This window comes from Methylobacterium soli, from assembly GCF_008806385.1.
GTDB classification, from domain to species: domain Bacteria; phylum Pseudomonadota; class Alphaproteobacteria; order Rhizobiales; family Beijerinckiaceae; genus Methylobacterium; species Methylobacterium soli.
The window spans coordinates 1-23,535 of record NZ_VZZK01000044.1 but is presented as its reverse complement, the minus strand read 5'-3'; the positions used below and the strand labels follow the sequence as shown (position 1 = coordinate 23,535).

Genomic DNA, 23,535 nt, shown 5'->3' with positions numbered 1-23,535 from the left:
CTGATCGATGCCCCTAGCCCTGGCCCTCTCCCCCCATCTCGACGACGCCGCCTTCTCCTGCGGCGGCACCCTGGCGGTGCTGGCCGAGGCCGGCTGGACTATCGTGATGGCGACCGTGTTCACCGAGAGCGTGGCCGCGCCGACGGGCTTCGCCCTGGCCTGCCAGCTCGACAAGGGCCTGGCGCCCGAGATCGACTACATGGCTTTGCGGCGGGCCGAGGATGCGCAGGCGGCACGCGCGCTCGGGATCGGCGAGCCCCGCCACCTGGCTTTCCGGGAGGCGCCCCACCGGGGCTACGGCTCGGCCGCCGCGCTCTTCGCCGAGACCCGCCCGGACGACGCGATCGTCACCGCGCTGATCCCGGCCTTCGCCGATCTCGTGGCGGAAACGCGCCCCGACCTGATCCTGGCGCCGCAGGCGGTGGGGGGCCATGTCGATCACGTCCAGGTGGTGCGCGCCCTGCGGGCGCTCGCGCCGCCCCGGCCCGTCCTGTGGTGGCGCGACTTCCCCTACACGGTGCGCAGCCCCGACCCGAAGGAGCCTCTGCGCGACCTCGTGGCGGCGTTGCCGGCCTGGACGATTCCGGTCGGCGCCGAGGCGCGGGCGCGGAAGGAGGCGGCCTGCGCGGCCTACGCCACGCAGATCGGCTTTCAGTTCGGCGGCCGCGAGGGGCTGGCGCGCCGGCTCGCCGAGGAGGGCGGCGCCGAGCGGTTCCGCCGCGCGGGTCCGCTTCCGGCGGGGTGTCCCGGCAATGCTTCCTGAGCCGGCCGCCCCGAAGAGCCTCGCCGATCCGGCTGCGCTGGCGGCCCGACGCGCCCTGGTGGGCGCGCCCCACCTCGCGCCGGTGCGGGCGCTCGCCCGCATCATCGCGGCGGAGCGCGACGCTCCGGTGCCGGACCCGGACCCCCTCGACGGCGGGGCCGAGGCCAGGATGCTGCTCCTGCTGGAGACGCCGGGCCCGGCGATCTTCAAGACGGGCTTCGTCTCCCGCGACAATGCCACCGGCACCGCCGCGAACCTGTTCCGCTTCCTCGCCGAGGCCGGCATAGCCCGTCGCGACACGCTGATCTGGAACACGATTCCCTGGGTCATCCATCCCGAGGGCGCCCTGAACCGGGCGCCGCGCCGCGCGGAGATGACGGCGGCCATCCCGTATCTCGCACCACTCCTCGCCTGCCTGCCCCGGCTCGCCGTCGTGGCCCTGTCCGGCCGCTTCGCCGCGGGCCTGGGCCCGGCCCTGGCGGATCTCCGTCCCGGCCTGCCGGTGGTCGCGCTGCCGCATCCGAGCCCGACCTATGTCTGCACCTCGCCTGAGGTCGCCACGCGCATCCGCGCCGGCCTCGCCGAGGCGGCCCGCCTGCTGCGCGCCGTGCCGGCCGCCGACCACCGCGCCTGTCCGCAACCGGGCAAATCCGCGACGTCGACCGGCTGAGGGGCCCGCCTCATCCTCTGGTATCCCAAGGGCATCGCTGGCCTTATGCGGCGTAAGCCCCTAAATGCCTCGCCGACGGACCGCGGTCCGGCATGAGCTCGGAATCAGTCGCGCCGCCCTTCCTGGGCCGAGCGGACAACCGGCGGAGGCGGACGCCGATCGATATGAATTTTGCGGGACATGAGCAGAAGGCGCTCGACGCGGCCGAGGCCCTCGAGGCCGATCGGACGGCCGAGGCGGCCGGCGTGCCCGAGGTCGCGCGCAAGCACGGCTTCAAGGGCCGCTACGCCTGGATCGGCACGGCCGCCAGCATCGTGCTGTTCGCGGTCTCGCTCGGCGTGCTGTGGAAGCTCGTCCAGACCGTCACCTGGGCCGAGCTTCATGCCGCCTTCACGGCCGCGACCGCGGGGCAACTCGGCCTCGCCTTCCTGTTCGTCCTCGTCAGCTACCTATTCCTGACCGGATACGACGCGCTGGCGCTGCGCCAGCTCAAGCTGAAGGTCCCCTACCGCATCACCGCGCTCGCCTCCTTCACGAGCTACGCGGTGAGCTTCACCCTCGGCTTCCCGCTCCTGACGGCCGGCACGATCCGCTACTGGATCTACTCCGACAGGGGTTTGTCGGCGGCCAAGATCGCGGCCCTGACGGTGATCGCCGGCTTCACCTTCTGGCTCGGCATGGGGGTGGTGCTCGGCCTCAGCCTGATCGCCGAGGCGGGGCAGCTCGCGGGGCTGACCTTCACGTCGATCCGCCTGAACCAGGGGGCGGGGCTCGCCGCTCTGCTCGCCGTCCTCGGCTATCTCGCCTGGGTGTCGCTGAAGCGGCGCAGCGTGAAGGTGAAGGGATGGCGGCTCGAATTGCCCGGCGCTTCCGTCTCCTTGAGCCAGATGATCGTCGGGATCGGCGATGTCTGCGCCGCGGCGGCCGTGCTCTACGTGCTGCTGCCCCAGGGGCTCACCATCGGCTTCACCACCTTCCTGGCCGTCTACGTGCTGGCGGCGATGCTCGGCATCGCCTCGAATGCGCCAGGCGGCCTCGGCGTGTTCGAGGCGACCATCCTGCTGGCGCTCTCGAGCCTGCCGCGGGACCAAGTGCTCGGTTCGCTGCTGCTGTTCCGGGTCTGCTACTATCTCGTGCCCTTCATCGTGGCCCTGGCGATGCTCGGCGCCTACGAGATCACGAAGCGCGCCCGCGCGGTGCGCACCACGCCGCCGGGCGGGGCCTAGCCGCGAGAGCCTGATGCGATGCTGCCCGACGCCCGCAGATCGGCCCTTGCCGGAGCGGCCTTCGCGGCCGCGCTCCTCTGCGTCGTGGCGCTGCTGCGTGGCGGGCTCGACCTCGTCTTCCTCGCGGTCGCGCTCGCGGCGATCCCGGTCGCCGGCCTGCTCGGGCGCCGCAGCGAGCGAGCCCCCCGCTCCGAGACCGGCACGACCGGGCCGGGCCGACCGGCCATCGCGGAGGCGCTGCTTGCCAATATCCCCGACCCCGTCATCCTGATCGACCGGCGCGTCGTGGTGATCGAGGCGAACGCCGCCGCCCGCGCGCTGATGCCGAACCTCAAGCTGCGCCACCCGCTCTCCTTCGCCTTGCGCGCGCCCGACGTCCTCGACGGGATCGAGGAGGTTCTGCGCAGCGGCCAGCCCCTCAAGACCGCCTACGCCACCCGGGTGCCGACCGAGCGGGTCTTCGAGGTGCAGATCGGCGCCTTGCCGATGCCGGCCCCGAATGGCGGCCCGGCGCCGGCCGGAGCCGGCCAGCCGAACGTGGTGCTGTTCCTGCGCGATCTCACCTCGGCCCGGCGCCTGGAGACCATGCGGGTCGATTTCGTCGCCAATGCCAGCCACGAGCTGCGCACGCCGCTGGCCTCCCTCGTGGGATTCATCGAGACCCTTCAGGGACCCGCCCGCAACGACACGTCCGCCCGCGAGCGCTTCCTGGCGATCATGCTGAGCCAGGCGCAGCGGATGACCCGCCTCATCGACGACCTGCTCTCCCTCTCGCGGATCGAGCTGCGCGAGCACGTGGTGCCGACGCAGGTGGTCGATCTCGGACCGATCGCCCGGCAGATGGTGGAGACCCAGAGCGCGCTGGCCAGCGAGCGCGGCGTCCGCATCGCGTTCGAGGCGGAGGCGGGGCGCTATCCGGTGCTGGGTGAGCGGGACGAGCTGATGCGGGTCGTCGAGAACCTCGTCGAGAATGCCGTGAAGTATGGCGGCGGCACCGTGCGGGTCGGGCTCGCCCGCGCCCAGGACGACCGGCGCGGCGCGGCCCAGATCGAGCTCGTCGTGCAGGATGACGGGCCGGGCATCGCGCCCGAGCACATCCCGCGGCTGACCGAGCGCTTCTACCGGGTCGACGTGGCCTCGAGCCGGCAGCAGGGCGGCACAGGCCTCGGTCTTGCCATCGTGAAGCACACCCTCAACCGACATCGGGGGCGGCTCACGATCGAGAGCACCGTCGATGCCGGCACCACCGTGCGGGTGAGCCTGCCCGCGCAGGAAGACGGGCCGCCCTAGAGCCAGGAGGAGCGCAGGTCCGGGATTCCTCAGGGTCGAGCCCCGGAGGCCTTGACCTTCCCATCATGGGAAGCCCCACATGGGAGGGCATGGATATCTCCACCGACCGGTCCCGGACCACGCCCGTCGCCAGCCCCCCGAGCGCGACCCCGCCGGTTTCCGGCGCCGCCGAACGACGCCTGAGCTTTCCCGTCGCGGGATTGTCCTGCGCCTCCTGCGTCACCCGCGTCGAGCGGGCGCTCTCCGGCTTGCCGGGGGCGCGCGAGGTGTCGGTGAACCTCGCCACCGGCCGTGCCGCCCTGACGCGGTCCGGGTCCGGGCCGGCCGACATCGCCGGGCCGGCGGAAATCGCCGGGGCGGTGGCGGGAGCCGGCTACGCAGTCCCGGACGTCACCACCCGGCTGCGCCTCGACGGCCTGTCCTGCGCCTCCTGCGTCGTCCGGGTGGAGCGGGCACTGGCGGGGGTGGCGGGAGTCGGCGAGGTCAGCGTGAACCTCGCGACCGGCGAGGCGCAGGTGCGCCATCCGGACGGCCTCGTCACGGCCGGCGACCTCGTCGAGGCGGTGCGCGCGGCGGGCTACGGCGCGAGCCCCGCGCCGGAGGCCGGCGCCGGTGATCGCGAGGCCCGCCAGGCCCTGGAGGCGCGATCACTGCGGCGCGACCTCGTGGCGGCCGCGCTCCTGTCCCTCCCGATCGTCGTCCTCGACATGGGCGGCCATCTCGTCCCGCGCCTGCACGGCGCGGTGCCGGGCGCCGCCTACCTGCAGGCCGCGCTCGCGACCCTGGTCCTCGCCTGGCCGGGCCGGCGCTTCTTCCTGCTGGGCCTACCGGGCCTCCTGCGCGGCCATCCGGACATGAACGCGCTGGTCGCCCTCGGGTCCGGCGCGGCCTACCTCTACTCCCTGGCGGCGACCCTGGCGCCCGGCCTGCTGCCGGCCGGCACCGCGCATCTCTACTTCGAGGCGAGCGTCCTCATCGTCACCCTGATCCTGCTCGGCCGTACCCTGGAGGCGCGGGCCAAGGGCCGAACCGGGGCCGCCATCGCCCGCCTGATGAACCTTGCGCCGAAGACCGCCCGCGTGGTGCGGGACGGAGCCGAGACGGAGGTGCCCCTCGCATCGCTGAAGCGCGGCGACGTGGTACGGGTGCGCCCCGGCGAGCGGATCGCCGCCGACGGCACCGTCGTGGCGGGCACGAGCTACGTCGACGAGAGCATGGTGACCGGCGAGCCGGCCCCCGTCGCCAAGCGTGCGGGCTCCGCGACGGTCGGCGGCACCGTGAACGGCCAGGGGAGCCTCGACCTGCGGGTCGGCTCGGTCGGCGCCGAGACGGTGCTGGCCCAGATCGTCCGCATGGTCGAGACGGCACAGGGAGCGAAACTCCCGATCCAGGCGCTGGTGGACCGCGTCACAGGGCGCTTCGTGCCCGCCGTGATCGGGCTCGCGCTCGTCACCTTCCTGGCCTGGCTCGCCTTCGCGCCCGCGCCGGCCCTGGGCCATGCCCTCGTCAACGCCATCGCGGTGCTGATCATCGCCTGCCCCTGCGCCATGGGCCTCGCGACGCCCACCTCGATCATGGTCGGCACCGGCCGGGCGGCCGAGCAAGGCGTCCTGTTTCGCAACGGCACCGCCCTGCAGGCGCTGCGCGACGTGCGGGTCGTCGCCCTCGACAAAACCGGCACCCTGACGGAGGGCCGCCCCACCCTGACCGACCTCGTTCCCGCACCGGGCTTCGGGGACGAGGCCGTGCTCGCCGCAATCGCGGCCCTGGAGAGCCGATCCGAGCACCCGATCGCCCGAGCCGTCGTGGCGGCGGCGCGGGCCCGGGGCCTCGCTCTGCCCGACCCCGAGGCCTTCGAGACCGTGACGGGCTACGGCATCGCGGGCCGCGTCGCCGGCCGCGACGTGGCGATCGGCGCGCGCCGCTACATGGAACGCCTCGGCGTTGCCACGGACAGCCTCGCGGCGGAGGCCGCAGGCCTGGCGGCTTCCGGCCGCAGCCCCCTCTACGTCGCCATCGACCAGCGCCTCGCCGCGCTCGTCGCCGTGGCGGATCCGGTCAAGGCCGGCGCCGCCGAGGCGGTGACGGCGCTGCGGGCGCAGGGGCTCGTCGTCGCGATGGTGACGGGCGACGACCGGCGCACCGCCGAAGGCGTCGCGCGGGCGCTCGGCATTGCCGAGGTGGCGGCCGAGGTGCTGCCCGGCGGCAAGGTCGAGGCGGTGCAGCGCCTGCGCGCCGCCCACGGCGCGGTCGCGTTCGTGGGCGACGGCATCAACGACGCGCCGGCCTTGGCCGAGGCGGAGATCGGCCTCGCCATCGGCACCGGCACCGACATCGCGGTCGAGAGCGCCGACGTGGTCCTGATGTCGGGCGATCCCGGCGCCCTGGTCGAGGCCTTCTCCCTCTCGCGGGCGGTGATGCGCAACATCCGCCAGAACCTGTTCTGGGCCTTCGCCTACAACGTCGCGCTGATCCCGGTGGCGGCGGGCGTGCTCACCCTCGTGGGCGGGCCGGCGCTCTCGCCGGTCCTGGCCGCCGGCGCCATGGCGCTGTCGAGCTTCTTCGTGGTCGGCAACGCGCTGCGCCTGCGCCGGGCGGGCGGGCGCGGGGCGGCGGCATCCGGCGCCCGCGCGGCTCTGGTGGAGCGCCCGGCATGAGCGCCGCCCCCATCACGATCGGCGAAGCGGCGCGCCGCACCGGCGTCTCGGCCAAGATGATCCGCTACTACGAGGAGATCGGCCTGCTGCCGGCCGCCGCGCGCACCGGGACCGGGTAACGCCACTACGCCGAGTCCGACCTGCACAGCCTGCGCTTCGTGCGCCGTGCCCGCGACCTCGGATTTCCCGTGGAGGCGATCGGCGAGTTCCTGGCCCTGTGGCGCGACCGGGATCGCGCGAGCGCCCAGGTCAAGGCCATCGCGCTCGACCACGTCGCCGCCCTGGAGCGCCGCATCGCCGAACTGCAGGGCATGGCCCGCACCCTCAGCAATCTCGCCGAGCATTGCTGCGGCGATGCGCGCCCCGATTGCCCGATCCTCGACGATCTCGCCACCACGGCGCCCGGGACGCGTGACACCAGGTCGAACGCGTGACACCAAGTCGGGCGCGTGACGCGCGGCCGGGCCGCGCGCCGGGCAAGCCTGGCCGTTGACCCCGCCCTTGGCCTCCTGTTTGCTCCGTCGGGGCCAAGCCCTGTCGCCCGGTTCCTGCCGCGAGCCCGATCCATGTCCGTCATCGACCGCATCGCCGCCTTCGCGGACGAGATCGCCGCGTGGCGGCACGATCTCCACGCCCATCCGGAACTGCTCTACGACGTGGAGCGTACGGCCGGCTTCGTGGCCGACAAGCTCCGGGCCTTCGGCTGCGACGCGGTTGCCACCGGCATCGGGCGCACCGGCGTCGTCGGCGTCATCCGCGGACGCGGGCATGCCTCGAACCGGGCGATCGGCCTGCGTGCGGACATGGATGCCCTGCCGATTCAGGAGGTGCGGGACCTGGCCTACCGCTCGACCGTGCCGGGCAGGATGCATGCCTGCGGGCATGACGGGCATACCGCGATGCTGCTCGGCGCCGCCAAGTACCTCGCCGAGACCCGCGATTTCGACGGCACCGCCGTGCTGATCTTCCAGCCGGCGGAGGAAGGCGGCGGCGGCGGCGAGGCGATGGTCAAGGACGGGCTGATGGAGCGCTTCGGCGTCGAGAGCGTCTATGGGCTCCACAACATCCCGGGGATGGCGCTCGGCCGCTTCGCCATCCGCTCCGGGCCGATCATGGCCTCGACCGACCGCTTCACCATCACGATCCGGGGCAAGGGCGGCCACGCCGCCATCCCGCAGCTCGCCGTCGACAGCGTCCTGGTCGCGAGCCACGTCATCGTGGCCCTGCAATCGATCGTCGCGCGCTCGGTCGACCCCCTCCAATCGGCGGTGGTCTCGGTCTGCGCGCTGGAAGCCGGCGAGGCCTTCAACGTGCTGCCGGACAGCGTCACCCTGCGGGGGACCATGCGGGCCCTGTCGCAGGCCGTGCGCGACGCCATGAAGGCGCGCATCGATGCCATCGTCGGCCACGTCGCCGACGGTTTCGGCGCGCACGGCGCCATCGCGTATAGCGGCAGCTACCCGGTGACCGAGAACCACCCGGCGGAGGCGCGCTTCATGGCCGACGTGGCCACGGAGATCGTCGGGGAGGCGGCCGTCGACCGCGACGTCGCGCCCCTGATGGCGGCGGAGGATTTCTCCTACATGCTGGCCCACCGGCCCGGCGCCTACATCTTCATGGGCAACGGCGACAGCGCCGGCCTCCACCATCCGGAATACGATTTCAACGACGCGGCCGCCCCCTACGGCGCCTCCCTCTGGGCCCGACTGATCGAGACGGGGCTGCCGCTCTCGGGGTGAGGCGGCGCCTCAGCCCGCCGCCTCCCCGATGATCTTTTGAAGGCAGAGCGTGCGGGTGTCCTGGTAGCCCCGGTGCTCGTAGAAGTGCCGGGTCGCGGCATTGTCCGCGCGCACGAGGAGCTGGACCTTCCAGATGCCGCGGCGGCGCAGCCAGCCCTCCGCGGCCTCCATCACGGCCGCGCCGAGGCCGGTGCCCTGATGCGCCGGATCGACCGCCACGTAGTAGACCCAGTCCCGGTGGCCATCCTCACCCACCATGGCGGTGGCGAGGATCCGGCGATGGTCGGCTGCCACCAGCACCGTCGCGTGCGGGCTCCGCCGCGCGAAGGCGAGATCCGTCACCGGGTCGTTCCAGGGCCGCGACACCCCGGCCGCGTGCCAGAGCGCCACGACCGCATCGGTGTCCGCGTCGCGCATCTCGCGGATCAGAGGTTCGTCCATCGGGCCCCTCGGGCAGCGGGAGATCGAGACGTCGGGAGATCGAGACATCGGGAGGACGACGCGGCGGAGAACGGAGCGCGGTGGCCCGGCCCGAGAAGCCGCGCCACCGCACCGATCTCGGCCGGCCGGGCGGCCTCAGCCGTAGCGGCGCTTCAGCAGCGCGTAGACGAGCCGCGCGGTCTGGACCTCGCCGCCCTCGGGACGGCCCGGCTTCGAGGAAGGGTTCCAGCCGTAGAGGTCGAAATGCACGTGGGCGCGGGTCTCGGGCGCGAAGCGGCGCAGGAACAGGGCGGCCGTGATCGCCCCCGCGAAGGGCCCGCCCGAGACGTTGTTGAGATCCGCGACCTTGGACTCGAGCAGGCTTGCGTAGGGGATGTGGAGAGGCATGCGCCAGACCGGGTCGATCGCGGAGCGCCCGGCCTCCGCGATCTCGCCCGCGAGCGCGTCGTCCTCGGTGAAGAAGGCCGGCAGGTCCGGCCCGAGGGCGACGCGGGCGGCGCCCGTCAGCGTGGCGAAGTCGATCAGAAGGTCGGGCCGGGCGGCATCGGCGAGCGCCAGCGCATCGGCCAGGATCAGGCGTCCTTCCGCGTCGGTGTTGCCGATCTCGACGCTGAGGCCGGCGCGGCTCGCCAGGACGTCGCCGGGCCGGAAGGCATTGCCCGACACCGCGTTCTCGACGGCCGGGATCAGGACCCGCAGGCGCAGGGCGAGCCCCGCGCCCATCACCATGTCGGCGGCCGCGAGGGCGGCGGCCGCGCCCCCCATGTCCTTCTTCATCAGCAGCATGCCCGCCGAGGGCTTGATGTCGAGGCCCCCGGTGTCGAAGGCGACGCCCTTGCCGACCAGGATGACGGCGGGCGCGCCCTCGGGCCCCCAGGCGAGCTCGATCAGGCGCGGGGCCCGGGGGGAGGCCGCCCCGACCGCGTGGACGAGGGGGAAATCGCGGGCGAGGGCCTCGCCCGACGTCACCGTGATGGCGGCGCCGTGGCGCTCCGCGAGGGCGCGGGCGGCAGCCTCGATCTCGGCGGGCCCGAGATCGTTCGCCGGCGTGTTGACGAGGTCGCGCCCGAGGCTGACCGCGGCGGCGATCCGGCCGATCTCGGCCCCGTCGACGCCCTCCGGCGCCACGAGGCGCGGGCGCTCGGGGGCGGCGGTCCGGTAGCGCCCGAAGCGGTAGCTGCCGAGGAGCCAGGCCAGGGCGGCGTCGGCCGGGTCGATGCCCTCGACCACGATCCGGTAGGTGCCGGGCGGAAGCAGCCCCGGGAGCCGGCCCGGCAGCAGCCGGTCGTAGCCGGGCGCCGCGACGTCGCCGAGGCCGAACAGCGCGCCGGCGAGGCGGCCGTCGGCTGCGGGCAGCAGCGCGAGGCGCCCGGCTTTCGGGGCGAAATCGATCGCCCGCGCGTAGGCGGCCTGCGCCGGCGGGAGCGACGCCTCGGCCTCCGGCCAATCCGCGATGCCGACGCAGCGGACCGGAATGGCATCCGGGCCCGCGGGCAAGAGGTCGGGATGCGACGGGGCAGGGGAGGAAGAGGTCATGCGCGGGATGCCGGGAGGGTGGGGCAACGCGGGTCTCGCGCCCTCCCACAACGGACGCGGTCCGGTTCGGGCGGGAAGGCTCTTAACCCTGGGTTAGGGTTAACGTTCTATCACCGCAGGGTCGGACCCGGGAAGCGTGGGTCCACCTCCGGAGCGGAACATGATCACGGCGCGATCGACGGCCACCGCGGGATCGGCGCGAGCCTCGGCCGGCGGGTCCGGCGCCCGGCGCGCCGCTCGGCTCGGGGCGGCCGCATTCCTGGTTGTCCTCGCGGCCGGGTGCCAGTCGCGCTCGCCCGAGACCACGGGCTCGATCGGCTCAGCCCCCCCGTCGGGATTCGCGTCGGGGCTGCCCTCGGTTCTCGGCTTCGGCTCGGGCGGGGGCGATGCCCGGCGGATCAGCCGGCGCGACGTCGACGCGCTCGGGACGAAATACGCCGAGGCGCCGAACGATCTCGGCATCGCGATGCGCTACGCGCAGGGTCTGCGGGCCACCGGCCAGCTCACCCAGGCGGTGGCCGTGCTGCAGCAGGCCGCTCTGCGCAACGCCCGGAACACCGCGGTTCTGGCCGCCTACGGCAAGGCGCTCGCCGAAGTCGGACGGCTGCAGGAAGCCGCCGAGGTGCTGCAGAACGCCCACACCCCGGCCCAGCCGGATTGGCGCGTGCTCTCGGCCCAGGGCTCGGTCGCCGACCAGCTCGGCGACCACGCCCGTGCCCAGGGCTTCTACGACGCGGCCCTGAAGATCCGCCCGAACGAGCCCACCGTCCTGTCCAATCTCGGGCTCTCCTACGCGCTGGCCCGCCAACTCGATCAGGCCGAGGCCACCCTGCAGCTGGCCGCCGGGCAGCCCGGGGCGGATGCCCGGGTGCACCAGAACCTCGCCCTCGTGCTCGGCCTCAAGGGCAATCTCCCCGAGGCCGAGGCCACGCTCCGCCGGGTCCTGCCGCCCGAGGAGGCCGCCGCCAACGTGGCCTCGCTCCGGGCCTTCCTGGCTCGGAAGTCCGGTCAGGCCGCCGACAAGACCGCCCGCAAGCCCGCTCCGCGCGGCTGAGGACCGGAACCGGCGCCGAGACAGCTCGGCGACGGGCTCCGTCCCGGGGTCAGCGGGTGATCTGGATGATCGCCGGCGTCAGGATGGCGACGAACAGGACCGGCAGGAAGAACAGGATCATCGGGACGGTGAGCTTGGGCGGCAGCGCCGCCGCCTTCTTCTCGGCCTCGTTCATGCGCTGGTCGCGGCTCTCCTGCGACAGGACGCGCAGGGCCGAGCCCACCGGCGTGCCGTAGCGCTCCGCCTGGATCAGGGCCGTGGTCACGGCCTTCACGGCGTCGAGCCCGATGCGGTTGGAGAGGTTCTCGTAGGCGGCCCGCCGGTCGGGAAGGTAGGACAGCTCGGCCGTCATCAGGGCGAGCTCCTCGGCGAGCACCACCGACTGGGCGGCGATCTCGGTGGAGACCCGCCGGAACGCGTTCTCGACGGCCATGCCGGACTCGACGCAGATGAGCGTCAGGTCGAGGGCATCGGGCCAGGCGAGCCGCACCTCGGATTGGCGCTTCTTCGACTTGTTGATCAGGAACAGCTCGGGCGCCTTGATGCCCAGATACGTCGCCAGGATCACCAGGCCGAGGCGGACCATGAGGGATTGGTCGAGGACCTCGAGCACGAAGAGGTAGAACACGGCGCCGAGCGTCAGGACGATCGGCATGATCAGGCGGAAGAACAGGAAGCCCGTCTCGGCCCCCGCGCCGCGATAGCCCGCCATCATCAATTGCCGCTTGGCCGCCTCGGTCCCGAGCCAGCGGTTGAGGTCGAACTGCTCGACGACCCGCTTCATGTAGGCCTTGGGCTCGACCCGCAGGGTGACCTTCTTGGCGAGGCGCTCCCGCTCCCGCCGGCGCATCGCCTCGCGCTCGTCGCTGACGAGCTTCATCCGCTGGGCGAGTCGGTCGGGCTCCATCAGGGGCTGGAGCACCGCGAAGGCCGTCGCCGCCACGGCGACGCCCGTCAGCACCACGCCGATGAAGCGGGGATCTAGCAGCGTCTCGATCATCATTCCGAACAAGGCTCCCGGATCCGGCCGTCAGATGTCGAAGTTGATCATCTTCTTCATGGTGAAGACCCCGATCGACATCCAGAGCGCGGAGCCGGCCAGCGCCATCTTGCCGATGTCGGTGGTCCAGAGCAGCGAGATGTAGTCCGGGCTCGTCAGGTAGGTGATCGAGGTCACCACGAAGGGAAGGGCGGCGATGATGCCCCCCGAGGCCTTGGCCTCCATGCTCATCGCCTGCACCTTGCCGGCCATCTTGCGGCGCTCGCGCAGGATCCTGGACAGGTTGCCGAGCGCCTCCGACAGGTTGCCGCCCGACTGCGCCTGGATGTTGATGACGATGACGAAGAAGTTCACCTCCGGCACCGGCACGCGCTCGAACAGGCGTCCGACCGCCTCGTTCAGGGAGAGGCCGAGCGCCTGGGTCTCGACCACGTTCTTGAACTCGCCGCGGACGGGCTCCTCGGCCTCGCGGGAGACGATGCGGAAGCAATCGCCCACCGGGATGCCGGAGCGGATGCCGCGCACGATCACGTCGACCGCGTTCGGCAACTCCTTGATGAACTTCGCGATCCGGCGCTTGCGCAGCCAGCTGAGGAGATAGATCGGCAGGCCGACGCCGCCCGCGAAGAGACCGCCGAGCGCCGCGAACGGGTTCTCCGTCAGGGTGAACACGGCGAGCCCGAGGGCGGCGCCCAGGATGGCCGAGACCACGTAGTAGGTGCGCGTCGACCAGGTCAGGCCCGCGCGGGTGATCTTCAGATCGAGGGAGACCTTCTTGCCCTTGGACTTCGCCTCGATCTCGTTGAGGGTCTTGGCCACCTGCTCGCGGCGGTTGACCGTGACGCCGCGCGTGGCCGAGGCCGAGGCGGAGGCGCTCACCGTCTTGAGGCGCTGGGCGGCGCGGCGCTCGCCCGAGAAGAGCGGCAGCACGAACGCGTAGGCCACCGCGCCCGCGGCGACGGCCGCGAGGCCGGCGGCGAGCGGGACGTTCAGGGCGCTCATCAGGCGTCCACCCCGGTGAGGACGGCCGCGGCATCGAGGGCGGCCGCGAGGGCGCGATCCTCGCCGTAATAGCGGGCGCGCTCCCAGAATTTCGGCCGGCCGACCCCGGTGGAGCGGTGACGCCCGATCAGCTTGCCCTGCGCATCCTCGCCGAGGACGTCGTAGAGCAGCAGGTCCTGCGTGGTGATGACGTCGCCCTCCATCCCGAGCACCTCGGTGACGTGGGTGATGCGGCGCGAGCCGTCGCGCAGGCGGGTCGCCTGGATGATCACGTCGATCGAGCCGCAGATCATCTCCCGGAGCGTCTTCGACGGCAGCGTGAAACCGCCCATCGTGATCATCGATTCGATACGCGACAGGCATTCGCGGGGCGAGTTGGCGTGGAGCGTGCCCATCGAGCCGTCGTGGCCGGTATTCATGGCCTGGAGGAGATCGAACGCCTCCGGGCCGCGCACCTCGCCGACGATGATGCGCTCGGGCCGCATGCGCAGGCAGTTCTTGACGAGGTCGCGCATGGTGACCTGGCCCTGGCCCTCCATGTTGGGCGGCCGCGTCTCCAGGCGCACCACGTGGGGCTGCTGCAATTGCAGCTCGGCCGCGTCCTCGCAGGTGATGACGCGCTCGTCGTGCTCGATGAAGGCCGTGAGGCAGTTGAGCAATGTGGTCTTGCCCGAGCCCGTTCCGCCCGAGATCACCACGTTGCAGCGGACCTTGCCGATGATCTTCAGGATCTCGGCGCCCTCGGGCGAGATCGCGCCGAAGCGCACGAGCTGGTCGAGAGTGAGCTTGTCCTTCTTGAACTTGCGGATCGTCAGCGCCGGGCCGTCGATGGCGAGGGGCGGCGCGATGACGTTGACGCGGGAGCCGTCGGGCAGGCGCGCGTCGCAGATGGGCGAGGCCTCGTCCACGCGCCGGCCGACCTGGCTCACGATGCGCTGGCAGATGTTCATCAATTGCTGGTTGTCGCGGAACCGCACATTGGTGAGCTGGATCTTGCCGTTCACCTCGATGAAGGCCCGGCTGGCGCCGTTCACCATCACGTCGGCGATGTCGTCGCGGGCAAGGAGCGGCTCGAGCGGCCCGTAGCCGAGAACGTCGTTGCAGATGTCGTCGAGCAGTTCCTCCTGCTCGGCGATCGACAGGACGATGTTCTTGAGGGCGATGATCTCCGAGACGATGTCGCGGATCTCCTCGCGGGCGGTATCGCCGTCGAGGCGGGCGAGCTGCGCGAGGTCGATGGCCTCGATCAGGGCGCCGAAGATCATGCTCTTCGTGCGGTAGTAATCCTCGGAGCGCTGGTTCTCCTGGGCGATCGCCATCGGCTCGACCCGCCGGGCGGGCGCGCTCTCCTGCACAAGCACCGGCGCGGCCGATCTCGCCGGCGCCTGCGCGGCGGTCGGTGCGGGCGCCTGGAGCGGGGCGGGCGCGGACGCCGCCGATGCGCCTTGCCGTCTACCGAACATGGGGGCGATCCTCGGCTCTGCGGGCGGGTTCGGTCACCGGCGTGCCTCAGGAGGCCTTCCGGCGCGCCAACTTGGCGAGCAGGGGCTCCAGCAGGCTGCCGCGACCCTTGCGGATCTCGGTCCGGCCGAGCAGGGCGGCGGCGAGGTCGCTGAAGATCTCGGAGGATCGCGCGCCGGGCTGAAGCTCGGCGATCATCTGGCCGTTATTCGCCGCCGCCCCGAACAGGGCCGGCTCGAACGGGATGCTGGCGAAGAGCGGCGCCTCGAGGGCCTTGGCGAATTCCGCCGCCCCGATCTCGGGGCGCTTGGGCATGCCGACGCAGTTGAGCACGATCCGGGGGCGCCGGTCGTTCGGGCGGCCGGCCTGGAGCGCCGCGAACAGGTTCTTGGCGTTGCGCAGCGACGCGAGGTCGGGGCCCGCCACGATCACGATCTCGTCGGCCGCCACGAGGACGCGCTTGTTCCAGGCCGACCATTGGTGCGGCATGTCGAGGACGATGCACGGCACCGCGGCGCGCAGGTGGTCGATCAGCCCGTCGAAGGCCGATTCCGAGAGATCGATGGTCCGGTCGAGGCTCGCCGGGGCCGAGAGCAGGGACAGGTTGTCGCTGCATTTCGAGAGCAGGCGCTCGACCAGCGCCGCATCGAGGCGCTCGGGGGCGAAGACCGCCTCGGCGATCCCCTGGGGCGGGTCCTGGTTGAAGTTCAGGCTCGCGGTTCCGTGGGCGATGTCGAGATCCGCGATCACGGTGGACATGTCCTGGCCGCGGGCGATCGACCAGGCGAGGTTGTGCGCCACCGTCGAGGCGCCGATGCCGCCCTTGGCGCCGAACACCGCGATGGTGCGCCCGACCGGCTTCACGCCGGGGGCGCTGAACAGGTCCGAGATCGCGACGATCAGGCTCAGGGAATCGAGGGGCGCCATCAGGTAGTCGCTGACGCCGCGCTGGATGAACTGGCGGTAGAGCGACACGTCGTTGACGTGGCCGACCACCACCACCTTGGTGCCGGGGTCGCAGACCTCCGCGAGGGCGTCGAGGCATTCGAGGGGCTTCGCCTTCGCGCCCTGCGTCTCGATGATGATCACGTTGGGGGTCGGCGCGTGCCGGTAGGCCTCCACGGCCGCGGGGGCGCCGCCCATCTGGACCTTGATATGGGCCTTCTGCATCCGCCGGTCCTGGCCGGCCGCCTCGATCGTCCCGGCCGTGTCCGCGGTCTCGCAGAACGCCTGGATCGTGATCCGCGGCACCGGGGCGATGATGCGCTCTGGCGTCTCGGGATGGTCCGGCATGGCGGGCTTTCTGGCTCGAGGCCTGATCAATCGATTGCGGCGGTCAGATCGGGCGGGCGGATCGGGGGAGGGCGGCGCGGGGGAGAGGCTCAGCCGCCGCCGCCAACCTGGCTCTTGACGCTCGTCTGCCCATCCTGCCGCCATTGGGTTGACGGATCCTTGCCTTCCCGCAGCTTGCCGATGTCCTGGGTGCGGCGCACGGTGTCGATGCGGCCCTCGGGGCGGCCGCGAATGAGGTCGATCGGATCGGCGACCGAGGCGGCGAGGTTCGCCTGCGTGGCGCAGCCGAGATTCCAGGCCGGCTCGTTGCTGAACGTGTAGGCGGGGTCGCTGACGCCGAGGTCGCGCGGCCAGAGCCCGCATTGGCTGGTGACCTTCGCCTCCATCCGCTGGAAGCTGAGACGGATCGGCGAGGCCAAGGCCGGATTGGCCACCGCGTAGCCCGTGGCGATCACGTCCCGGGGCGAGACGCCGCTCTCCGCGCTTAAGCCGCGGATCGCCGCGGCGGTGCGCTCGACGGCGACGCCGATGGCGGGCGAGACCCCGCGCGGCAGGTCGATCACGAGGCCGCCGCGGCCGTAGCGGCGGTATTCGAGGAGAAAGGCGTCGAGGTCGGCGGCCTGGCGCGGGTCGAGATGGCCGCGGCCGGTCGCGAACACGTCGAGGCTGCGGGTGCCGTCCAGCAGGACGATCGGGTGGCGGGCCCGGTAATCGACCGGCGCGATCGAACCGGTGGTGGCGACCCGGTTGGTGTTGCAGGCCCCAACGAAGGCGGCCAGCACCGTCGCGGCAACCAGCGCCAGCGGCGGACGGAAGGAAGCGGACGGGGTCATCGTGCGGGGCATCCTGTGCGGCACGCGCTCGGCATCGGGCGGCTGGCCGGGCGGCGGGATCTCGGCGGTTTCGGGAAGGCTCGGGGCGGGGCTCGGCGTCCCTAGTCGGTGATGAAGCCGACCCGGCCGCGATAGGCGGAACCGAGGGGCGCCGCACCGGCGACGCCGTAGAGGCGGTTGATGCGGCCGAGGAGGACGGCCTGGCCGTCCTGCGCATCGACGAAGCCGTCATCGGGCCGGGTGGTCTGGCGCGCCTCCATCGCCTTGGCGATGTAGGGGGTGACCATGATCATCAGCTCCGTCTCCTGGCGCTGGTAGTCGCGGGAGCGGAACAGGGCGCCGAGGATCGGCAGGTTGAGGAGACCGGGCAGGCCGCTGATGGCCGCCTTGCTCTTCTGCTGGATCAGGCCCGCCGTCATCATGGTGGCGCCCGAGGCGAGCTCCACCGTGGTCTCGGAGCGGCGCACCGTGAGCCCCGGAACCGCGGTGCTCTGGCCACTGCTGCCGACGAAGTTGAACGAGTTCTGGGGGTCGATCTCGCTGACCTCGGTGCCGACCCGGACCGAGATCCGGTTCTCGGCCAGCACCACCGGCGTGAAGTTGAGGCTGACGCCGTAGGACTTGAAGGTGATGCCGACGACGCAGACCGGCTGGGTCAGGCCCGAGGCCTGCGAGCAGCTCTGGCTCGACGGGACCGGGATCTCGCCGCCGGCCGTGAATTTCGCCGATTCGCCGGAGATCGCCGTCAGCGTCGGCTCGGCCAGCACCCGCGACACGCCGGCCTGCTCGAAGGCCCGCAGGGTCGCGGTCAGGCTGGCGCCGCCGCTGCCCGTCACGGTCCCGGAGATCAGGTTGCCGCTCGGGAACTGACCGCCCGAGAGGGAAAGGGGTGCGGCGTTGACGAGGTTGAGGTTCGACCAGCTGCCGCTGAGATTGACCCCGAACTGCTTGAGCACCGTGCGGGCCACCTCGACGACGGTGACGCGCAGCATCACCTGGTCCTTGTCGCGGATCGTCAGGTTGTTGATGACGGTGCCGCGCGTGGTCCCGGCCGTGCCGTTGAGGCCCACGAAGGCGTTGGCGATGTCGACCGCCTGCGCGGCTTCCGAGGCGGAGTTCACGGTGCCCGAGAGCAGCACGGAATCGCCGTTCGACCGGATATCGAATCGTCCGTTCGGGATCGTCTGCACCAGGGTCTGGCGCAGGATGTTCAGGTTGAGGTCGCGCGCGACCGTGACGTCGAGGGCGGCGATCTGGTTGCCGGCCGCGTCCAGGATGAAGATCGACGTGGTGCCGTTCTCCATGCCGATCACGAAGACCTTGCGGGTGGAGCGCACCACCGCGTTGGCGACCTTCGGGTTGGCGACGAAGACTTCCTTGGCATCCGTCGGCAGGTCGACGATGACCGAGCGGCCGGCGGTGAGTTCGAGTTTGCGCGAGGCCGAGGCCTCGGCCGGGCCCACCGTCAGGACGGGAGCGGCGGTGAGCGTGGGATCGGCCCGCCCGCGCGCCGGGGCGGCGAGCGCCGTCGGCACGCTGCTCATGAGGGCGGCCGTGAGGGCGAGGGCCGCCGCGGCGTTGCGCTGGGTCGAAGTCATGGCGGAAGCCTTTTCGGGGCCGGCGGAACGGGGGCGCATCACCGTGTCTGCTGCTTGGAGACGCCGAAGCGCACAACGGTGAGGCCGGCCTCGACCGGCTGCGGAGTCTCGTCCGGCTTGGGCTCGCGACCGGAATCGGCGAGGCTGCGCAGGGCGAGCGACAGGGCGCCGACCTTCTGGGCGAGGGTGATGGTCTCGGCCTGGGAGGGCGAGAGGGCGAGCGTCGCCGTCTCGCCGGTGACGACGTTGGTGCCGTTCTTCTCCTGGATGAGCTGGCCCACCGCCAGCACCCGCACGTCGCGCAGGATGGTCTGCGAAACCTGCACGTCGGTGCCCGAGGCGCGGGAATTCTCCTCGTCGCGGTAGGTCCGGATCACGTCGACATGGTCGTTGGGCAGGATGAAGCCGCCGGCCGAGTTGGTGCCGCGGCTGTCGGTGACGATCGCGACGGCGCGCTGGCCCGACGGCAGGATCGCCGACATGAAGCCCGCACCGGGGCGCGCGAGCTTCTGCGCCCGGATCGGCTCGCCCGGCAGGAACGAGGCGCGGATCACCGATCCGGCGGTCTCCTCGACGCCCTTGGGCGCCGTGCTCCGGGTGATGTAGCCCGCCGCCACCGCGTCGACCGGCCATTTCTGCCAGCGCAGGTCCGCGGCCTGCAGCGTCTGCCCCATCGGCAGCTCTGCCGCGGCGACCAGCACCTCGGCGACCGGCACGGGGGGAGGCGGCGGCTCGGCCTTGGCGACGGGCGCCGGCGGCGGCGCCTCGCCGCTCATCAGGAATGCGGCCCCGCCGCCCGCAACGAGGGCGATGGCGAGGACGGCAAGACGCGCTGGTTTCATCGTCGGGCCGGGAGAGGCGACGGCAGGATTGCCGTCTGTCCGGTCAGACTTGCAGGAGAATCGTCAAATTACGGTTAAGGAGACCTGACTATCGCCCCGGCCGCGGCGGGCCAGGAACGACACAGGCATCGCAGCCCCTCAGGCGGCGAGCGCCCGCGACCAAAGGAGCGTGTCCGGCAGCACGATCAGCGCGCCCGCAGCGAGCGCGATGCCGTAGGGAATTCCGGTCTTGCGGTCGTGGAGATGGGCCGCGAAGGGCAGCCGCGCCACCGTGAAGGGCAGGGGCTGCGAACGAGCGGCGAGAAGCGCCAGGGTGAGCGCCCCTCCGATCATGCTGGAGACGACCGCGTAATCGAGGAGCTGGTCGAAGCCGAGCCAGAGGGCGGTGGCCGCCGCGAGCTTCGCGTCCCCGCCGCCGATGACCCCGGAGGCGAACAGCCCGAAGGTCAGCGCGAGGACGAGGGCGCCCGCGCCCAGATGCGCGCCGATCTCGGCGGGACTGAGGATGCCGGTGGCGGCGAGCGCCGCGAAGGCGGCCGTGAGCGCGAGAGAGATCCGGTTGGGGATCAGCATCGTCAGAAGGTCGTTGGCCGCCGCGTAGGCCATCAGGAAGGGGAAGACGATCAGGAGACCCAGGGTTGCCATGACGTCGTGCCCGCACCAGCGCTGCCAAGGAGAAGCCCGGCCGAACCGGCCGGGTCTGGCCGCCTCACGGGGAAGGCGGGAGAAGGAGGCATCCGGCGCGCGAGGGGCCGGGATGCGGCACGAGGTGGGCGGCGCGTTCCGCCGCCCGCCTCGTGCGAGCCCGCGTTCGCGGACGATCAGTTCAGGTTGTTAGAGATCGCGATGAACTTCGCGTTGAGCTTGGTGCCGAGCTGCGAGACGCCGGCGATGATCACGACGGCGATCAGCGCAGCGATCAGGCCGTACTCGATCGCGGTGGCGCCGGACTCATCGGAAGCAAAACGCTTGAAGACGTTCTTCATGGTGGTGATCCTTGATCTAACGACTTGAGTAGTGACCGTCGAAGATCCGAGATGTTTCGATCGGCGACACGCTGGAGATTGCCCCGATGCGCCTTGAAATTGCGTTAAATCGAACCGGGAAATCCAGGACCGGCCGACCGGATTGGATCATGGTGAAAGAAGTGTAAGAACGCGGACATAGCGAGGCGGCGTCAGGCATCCCTTTCCGGAGACTTCGCTGATTTAGCGGTTCCTTCACCAATCTGGTGTTGTCTGTGGAGACAGGAGTGGCGCGGATGCGTCGCGCCCTCGTCCCAGAGCGCGGGCCCGCAGGCGCGGCATCCGCGGGGACGCCCTCAAGCGTCCGAGTCACCGTCCGATGCGTCGCAAGATCCGCCTCACGCTCACAGCCGCTCTCCTGGCCCTCGGCCTCGCCGGCACGGGCAGCGCCCGAGCGCAGCCGGAGGTCGCCATCGTGACGGTGCTGGTCGACAACGCCAAGGTGATGCGGCTGCCCGAGCGCACGCAGACGGTGATTGTCGGCAACCCGCTCATCGCCGACGTCACGCTGCAGAAGAACGGCGTCCTGGTCCTCACGGGCAAGAGCTTCGGCTCGACCAACCTCATCGCCCTCGATGCCGGCGGCGTGATGCTCGCCGAATCGATGATCCGGGTCGAGGCCCCCCAGGCGGCGGTCATCACGGTCCAGCGCGGCCTCGACCGGGAATCCTATTCCTGCACGCCGAACTGCCAGCCCTCGGTCCAGCTCGGCGACGCGCAGAAATATTTCGGCGAGGTCAGCGGACAGGCCGATTCGCGCCGCAAGCTCGCCACCGGGAGCGGGCCCGAGCGCTGAGGCGCTCCCGCTGGCGAAGCGCCGCCGAAGCTCGGCCCGACTCGCGAGCCTCCCGGGCCGATCGGCCCTTGGTTAGTCAGCTCTTGGCTCGTCGGCTTTTGGCTAGATCGTCTGGTTGTAGGCGCCGACTTCCGAATTCTCGCGCAACACGCCGTCCACCGCCTTGAACATCGCGTGCAGGCGCTCCTCCGAGACGGGGCTCTCGATCACCACCACGAGTTCCGGCTTGTTCGAGGAGGCCCGCACCAGCCCCCAGGTGCCGTCCTCCGTCGCGATGCGCACGCCGTTGACCGTGATAAGATCGGTGATCTGCGCGCCCGCCACCGGCTCGCCGGCCTCCTTCATGGCCCGGAATCGCTCCGTCACCCGCTCCACCACGCCGTATTTCACCTCGTCGGCACAATGGGGCGACATGGTCGGCGAGCCCCAGGTCTTGGGCAGCGCCCGGTAGAGATCGGCCATCGTGCGGTCCGGATTGCGGTCCAGCATCTCGATCACCGCGATGGCCGTGAGGAGGCCGTCGTCGTAGCCGCGCCCGATCGGCTCGTTGAAGAAGAAATGGCCCGACTTCTCGAACCCCGCCAGCGCCCCGAGTTCGTTGACGCGGCGCTTGATGTAGGAATGCCCGGTCTTCCAGTAATCGGTCCGGATCGCCTGGGCCTGCAGGTCGGGATCGGTGTGGTAGAGGCCGGTCGACTTCACGTCGACCACGAAGGTCGCGCCCGGATGCAGCTTGCCGAGGTCGCGGGCCAGCATCACCCCGATCTTGTCGGCGAAGATCTCCTCGCCCTCGTTGTCGACCACGCCGCAGCGGTCGCCGTCGCCGTCGAAGCCGAGGCCGACATCGGCGCCCGTCTGCTTCACCTTGGCGGCGATCGCGTGGAGCATCTCCATGTCCTCGGGGTTCGGATTGTAGCGCGGGAAGGTGTAGTCGGGATCGACGTCGAGCGGGATCACCTCGACGCCCAGGCTCTCGAGGAGCTTGGGCGCGAAGGCGCCGGCGGTGCCGTTGCCGCAGGCCGCCACCACCTTGAGCTTGCGGGTGATGGGCTTTGCCCGGGACTTCAGGTCCGCCAGGTAGGTCTGGGCGAAGCCCTCGACGAATTCGTAATTGCCGCCGTCCCGGTACTGGTAGGTGCCACCGAGCACGATCTCGCGCAGGCGCCCCATCTCGTCGGGACCGAAGGTCATGGGCCGGTTCGCGCCCATCTTCACGCCGGTCCAGCCATTGTCGTTATGCGAGGCGGTAACCATCGCGACGCAGGGGCAATCGAGGGCGAACTGGCCGAAATAGGCCATCGGGGACAGGGCCAGCCCGACATCCTTCACCCGCAGGCCGCCGGCCATCATGCCGGCGATCAGGGCAAGCTTGATCGACGAGGAATAGGCGCGGAAATCGTGGCCCGTCACGATGTCGGGACGCACGCCGAGATCGTGCACCAGCGTGGCGATCCCGAGCCCGAGGGCCTGCACGCCCATCAGGTTGATCTCCTGCGGGAACAGCCAGCGCGCGTCGTACTCGCGAAAGCCCGTCGGCTTGACCAGCGGCAGCTCCTCGAACGCGAAGGTGTTCGGCGTCAGCGAGGCGTGCGGCTTGGGAAACATCGCGGATCCTTCGATGAGGAGCTGGGTGGCGAGGGGCTTAGCCGAAGGGCCGCAAAAGGAAAAGTAGCAGCCAGCGTCAAAGCAGCCTGGAGATTCTCAGGTCACAATATAGCGGAACACCGTCTAAGATCCGAAGAAAATCAAGCTGATAAAGCCGAGACTCTCAGGACCAGAGCAGAAACGCCCCAAAAGATCTCGAGTGGCCCCAAGTGAACGCAAGACGGAGCGACGCGACGACCGGGCTCCTGGCGAAGGGAGACGCTAACGCAAGCTGCGACTGAAACGAATGAGATTGTTCTTCCAGGAGACTGGAAACGATCAGCGCGAGCCGGCTTAGAAAGCCAAAAAATGACAAATGGGTTCGTTCTGCCAAAAACCTTGGCTTCAGCGCGTGGCTCTGCGTTGCGCCACTGAAAGCTACCGTAACCGAGCACCGGCAGATTCCGCAAGACGAAGCGCAACAAGTCCCACTGGAATAACTTCAATATAAACAAGTGAATTCAATCAATATCTGTAGATTTGCGCTAAATAACACATTTTAGGCGCCCAGATTCAACCCATGACTTCTAATAATTTCAGTATATTCGTCAGCGACGAGCTATCCCAAACGACGCTCGACGGGCTTGGCGCCATTTCAAGTAGGCCTGATAGACCTGCTCCCGGTCGGCGACGCGGCCCGGCGGCTGTTCGTCGAGGAAGCGATC

General features: G+C 70.9%; 20 protein-coding genes and 1 pseudogene. 9 read left to right on the top strand and 12 right to left on the bottom strand.

All coding sequences use genetic code 11. The features are described from left to right. The first annotated feature begins 7 nt into the window (after positions 1 to 7). From F6X53_RS27385 to F6X53_RS27355, 7 genes and pseudogenes are all read left to right on the top strand, one after another. Positions 8 to 763, top strand: coding sequence for a PIG-L deacetylase family protein (locus F6X53_RS27385; RefSeq protein ID WP_151004343.1), 756 nt, complete (start codon positions 8 to 10; stop codon positions 761 to 763). Then, positions 753 to 1,433 (top strand): uracil-DNA glycosylase, encoded by a 681-nt coding sequence (locus tag F6X53_RS27380; protein WP_151004341.1) that lies wholly within the window; start codon positions 753 to 755, stop codon positions 1,431 to 1,433. Before F6X53_RS27385 ends, F6X53_RS27380 begins: the two co-directional genes overlap by 11 nt. A 164-nt stretch (positions 1,434 to 1,597) precedes the next feature. Further along, entirely contained in the window at positions 1,598 to 2,659 is a 1,062-nt protein-coding gene (locus F6X53_RS27375) for a lysylphosphatidylglycerol synthase domain-containing protein (protein WP_151004339.1), read from the top strand. Between the two features lie 18 nt (positions 2,660 to 2,677). Continuing rightward, positions 2,678 to 3,949 carry an ATP-binding protein gene (locus tag F6X53_RS27370; protein WP_151004337.1) on the top strand — a complete coding sequence of 424 codons (1,272 nt, stop codon included), beginning with the start codon at positions 2,678 to 2,680 and terminating at the stop codon, positions 3,947 to 3,949. Positions 3,950 to 4,038: 89 nt separating this feature from the next. Then, positions 4,039 to 6,606, top strand: a complete 2,568-nt coding sequence (locus F6X53_RS27365) for a heavy metal translocating P-type ATPase (RefSeq protein ID WP_151004335.1) — start codon at positions 4,039 to 4,041, stop codon at positions 6,604 to 6,606. Further along, a pseudogene (cueR, locus tag F6X53_RS27360) lies at positions 6,603 to 7,040 on the top strand (Cu(I)-responsive transcriptional regulator). Before F6X53_RS27365 ends, cueR begins: the two are co-directional and overlap by 4 nt. Before the next feature lie 132 nt (positions 7,041 to 7,172). Then, a complete protein-coding gene (locus tag F6X53_RS27355) occupies positions 7,173 to 8,345 on the top strand; it encodes a M20 aminoacylase family protein (protein WP_151004333.1) in 1,173 nt (390 codons plus the stop codon). Between the two features lie 9 nt (positions 8,346 to 8,354). Here F6X53_RS27355 and F6X53_RS27350 read toward each other — a convergent pair whose 3' ends face one another. Continuing rightward, positions 8,355 to 8,786 carry a GNAT family acetyltransferase gene (locus tag F6X53_RS27350; RefSeq protein WP_210386420.1) on the bottom strand — a complete coding sequence of 144 codons (432 nt, stop codon included), beginning with the start codon at positions 8,784 to 8,786 and terminating at the stop codon, positions 8,355 to 8,357. 135 nt (positions 8,787 to 8,921) lie between these two features. Further along, a complete protein-coding gene (locus tag F6X53_RS27345; protein ID WP_151004331.1) occupies positions 8,922 to 10,322 on the bottom strand; it encodes a leucyl aminopeptidase family protein in 1,401 nt (466 codons plus the stop codon). 160 nt (positions 10,323 to 10,482) lie between these two features. Here F6X53_RS27345 and F6X53_RS27340 point away from each other — a divergent pair, with 160 nt between their 5' ends. Next, entirely contained in the window at positions 10,483 to 11,376 is an 894-nt protein-coding gene (locus tag F6X53_RS27340) for a tetratricopeptide repeat protein (RefSeq protein WP_151004329.1), read from the top strand. Between the two features lie 49 nt (positions 11,377 to 11,425). On the opposite strand, the gene F6X53_RS27335 is transcribed toward F6X53_RS27340, so the two are convergent. From F6X53_RS27335 to F6X53_RS27295, 9 genes are all read right to left on the bottom strand, one after another. Beyond that, on the bottom strand, positions 11,426 to 12,379 hold the full coding sequence (locus tag F6X53_RS27335; protein WP_151004327.1) for a type II secretion system F family protein: 954 nt from the start codon (positions 12,377 to 12,379) through the stop codon (positions 11,426 to 11,428). 27 nt (positions 12,380 to 12,406) lie between these two features. Next, positions 12,407 to 13,378, bottom strand: coding sequence for a type II secretion system F family protein (locus F6X53_RS27330; protein WP_151004325.1), 972 nt, complete (start codon positions 13,376 to 13,378; stop codon positions 12,407 to 12,409). Then, positions 13,378 to 14,841 carry a TadA family conjugal transfer-associated ATPase gene (locus F6X53_RS27325; RefSeq protein WP_151004323.1) on the bottom strand — a complete coding sequence of 488 codons (1,464 nt, stop codon included), beginning with the start codon at positions 14,839 to 14,841 and terminating at the stop codon, positions 13,378 to 13,380. The genes F6X53_RS27330 and F6X53_RS27325 overlap by 1 nt, the downstream gene beginning before the upstream one ends. Before the next feature lie 46 nt (positions 14,842 to 14,887). Beyond that, positions 14,888 to 16,132, bottom strand: coding sequence for a CpaE/TadZ family protein (locus F6X53_RS27320; RefSeq protein ID WP_151004321.1), 1,245 nt, complete (start codon positions 16,130 to 16,132; stop codon positions 14,888 to 14,890). Between the two features lie 89 nt (positions 16,133 to 16,221). Then, positions 16,222 to 16,965 (bottom strand): CpaD family pilus assembly protein, encoded by a 744-nt coding sequence (locus F6X53_RS27315; protein ID WP_151004319.1) that lies wholly within the window; start codon positions 16,963 to 16,965, stop codon positions 16,222 to 16,224. A gap of 101 nt (positions 16,966 to 17,066) precedes the next feature. Then, complete coding sequence (locus F6X53_RS27310) at positions 17,067 to 18,563, bottom strand: type II and III secretion system protein family protein (protein ID WP_151004317.1); 1,497 nt, start codon at positions 18,561 to 18,563, stop codon at positions 17,067 to 17,069. A 38-nt stretch (positions 18,564 to 18,601) separates the two neighbouring features. Further along, the gene (gene cpaB / locus F6X53_RS27305) at positions 18,602 to 19,405 is read right to left on the bottom strand and encodes a Flp pilus assembly protein CpaB (protein ID WP_151004315.1); all 804 of its coding nucleotides are present in this window, start codon (positions 19,403 to 19,405) and stop codon (positions 18,602 to 18,604) included. 138 nt (positions 19,406 to 19,543) lie between these two features. Next, positions 19,544 to 20,050 (bottom strand): A24 family peptidase, encoded by a 507-nt coding sequence (locus F6X53_RS27300; RefSeq protein WP_151004313.1) that lies wholly within the window; start codon positions 20,048 to 20,050, stop codon positions 19,544 to 19,546. Between the two features lie 176 nt (positions 20,051 to 20,226). Next, positions 20,227 to 20,391, bottom strand: coding sequence for a Flp family type IVb pilin (locus F6X53_RS27295; protein WP_151004311.1), 165 nt, complete (start codon positions 20,389 to 20,391; stop codon positions 20,227 to 20,229). 358 nt (positions 20,392 to 20,749) lie between these two features. Here F6X53_RS27295 and F6X53_RS27290 point away from each other — a divergent pair, with 358 nt between their 5' ends. Beyond that, positions 20,750 to 21,226 carry a pilus assembly protein N-terminal domain-containing protein gene (locus F6X53_RS27290; RefSeq protein ID WP_151004309.1) on the top strand — a complete coding sequence of 159 codons (477 nt, stop codon included), beginning with the start codon at positions 20,750 to 20,752 and terminating at the stop codon, positions 21,224 to 21,226. Positions 21,227 to 21,328: 102 nt separating this feature from the next. On the opposite strand, the gene F6X53_RS27285 is transcribed toward F6X53_RS27290, so the two are convergent. Then, a complete protein-coding gene (locus F6X53_RS27285; protein WP_151004307.1) occupies positions 21,329 to 22,831 on the bottom strand; it encodes a phosphomannomutase/phosphoglucomutase in 1,503 nt (500 codons plus the stop codon). Positions 22,832 to 23,535: the final 704 nt, after the last annotated feature.

What these genes read in the sequence shown, in the direction of transcription:
- F6X53_RS27385 (WP_151004343.1), top strand. Translation starts at nt 8, where the DNA reads ATGCCCCTAGCCCTGGCCCTCTCCCCCCATCTCGACGACGCCGCCTTC.
- F6X53_RS27380 (WP_151004341.1), top strand. Translation starts at nt 753, where the DNA reads ATGCTTCCTGAGCCGGCCGCCCCGAAGAGCCTCGCCGATCCGGCTGCG.
- F6X53_RS27375 (WP_151004339.1), top strand. Translation starts at nt 1,598, where the DNA reads ATGAATTTTGCGGGACATGAGCAGAAGGCGCTCGACGCGGCCGAGGCC.
- F6X53_RS27370 (WP_151004337.1), top strand. Translation starts at nt 2,678, where the DNA reads ATGCTGCCCGACGCCCGCAGATCGGCCCTTGCCGGAGCGGCCTTCGCG.
- F6X53_RS27365 (WP_151004335.1), top strand. Translation starts at nt 4,039, where the DNA reads ATGGATATCTCCACCGACCGGTCCCGGACCACGCCCGTCGCCAGCCCC.
- F6X53_RS27355 (WP_151004333.1), top strand. Translation starts at nt 7,173, where the DNA reads ATGTCCGTCATCGACCGCATCGCCGCCTTCGCGGACGAGATCGCCGCG.
- F6X53_RS27350 (WP_210386420.1), bottom strand. Translation starts at nt 8,786, where the DNA reads ATGGACGAACCTCTGATCCGCGAGATGCGCGACGCGGACACCGATGCG.
- F6X53_RS27345 (WP_151004331.1), bottom strand. Translation starts at nt 10,322, where the DNA reads ATGACCTCTTCCTCCCCTGCCCCGTCGCATCCCGACCTCTTGCCCGCG.
- F6X53_RS27340 (WP_151004329.1), top strand. Translation starts at nt 10,483, where the DNA reads ATGATCACGGCGCGATCGACGGCCACCGCGGGATCGGCGCGAGCCTCG.
- F6X53_RS27335 (WP_151004327.1), bottom strand. Translation starts at nt 12,379, where the DNA reads ATGATGATCGAGACGCTGCTAGATCCCCGCTTCATCGGCGTGGTGCTG.
- F6X53_RS27330 (WP_151004325.1), bottom strand. Translation starts at nt 13,378, where the DNA reads ATGAGCGCCCTGAACGTCCCGCTCGCCGCCGGCCTCGCGGCCGTCGCC.
- F6X53_RS27325 (WP_151004323.1), bottom strand. Translation starts at nt 14,841, where the DNA reads ATGTTCGGTAGACGGCAAGGCGCATCGGCGGCGTCCGCGCCCGCCCCG.
- F6X53_RS27320 (WP_151004321.1), bottom strand. Translation starts at nt 16,132, where the DNA reads ATGCCGGACCATCCCGAGACGCCAGAGCGCATCATCGCCCCGGTGCCG.
- F6X53_RS27315 (WP_151004319.1), bottom strand. Translation starts at nt 16,965, where the DNA reads ATGACCCCGTCCGCTTCCTTCCGTCCGCCGCTGGCGCTGGTTGCCGCG.
- F6X53_RS27310 (WP_151004317.1), bottom strand. Translation starts at nt 18,563, where the DNA reads ATGACTTCGACCCAGCGCAACGCCGCGGCGGCCCTCGCCCTCACGGCC.
- cpaB (WP_151004315.1), bottom strand. Translation starts at nt 19,405, where the DNA reads ATGAAACCAGCGCGTCTTGCCGTCCTCGCCATCGCCCTCGTTGCGGGC.
- F6X53_RS27300 (WP_151004313.1), bottom strand. Translation starts at nt 20,050, where the DNA reads ATGGCAACCCTGGGTCTCCTGATCGTCTTCCCCTTCCTGATGGCCTAC.
- F6X53_RS27295 (WP_151004311.1), bottom strand. Translation starts at nt 20,391, where the DNA reads ATGAAGAACGTCTTCAAGCGTTTTGCTTCCGATGAGTCCGGCGCCACC.
- F6X53_RS27290 (WP_151004309.1), top strand. Translation starts at nt 20,750, where the DNA reads ATGCGTCGCAAGATCCGCCTCACGCTCACAGCCGCTCTCCTGGCCCTC.
- F6X53_RS27285 (WP_151004307.1), bottom strand. Translation starts at nt 22,831, where the DNA reads ATGTTTCCCAAGCCGCACGCCTCGCTGACGCCGAACACCTTCGCGTTC.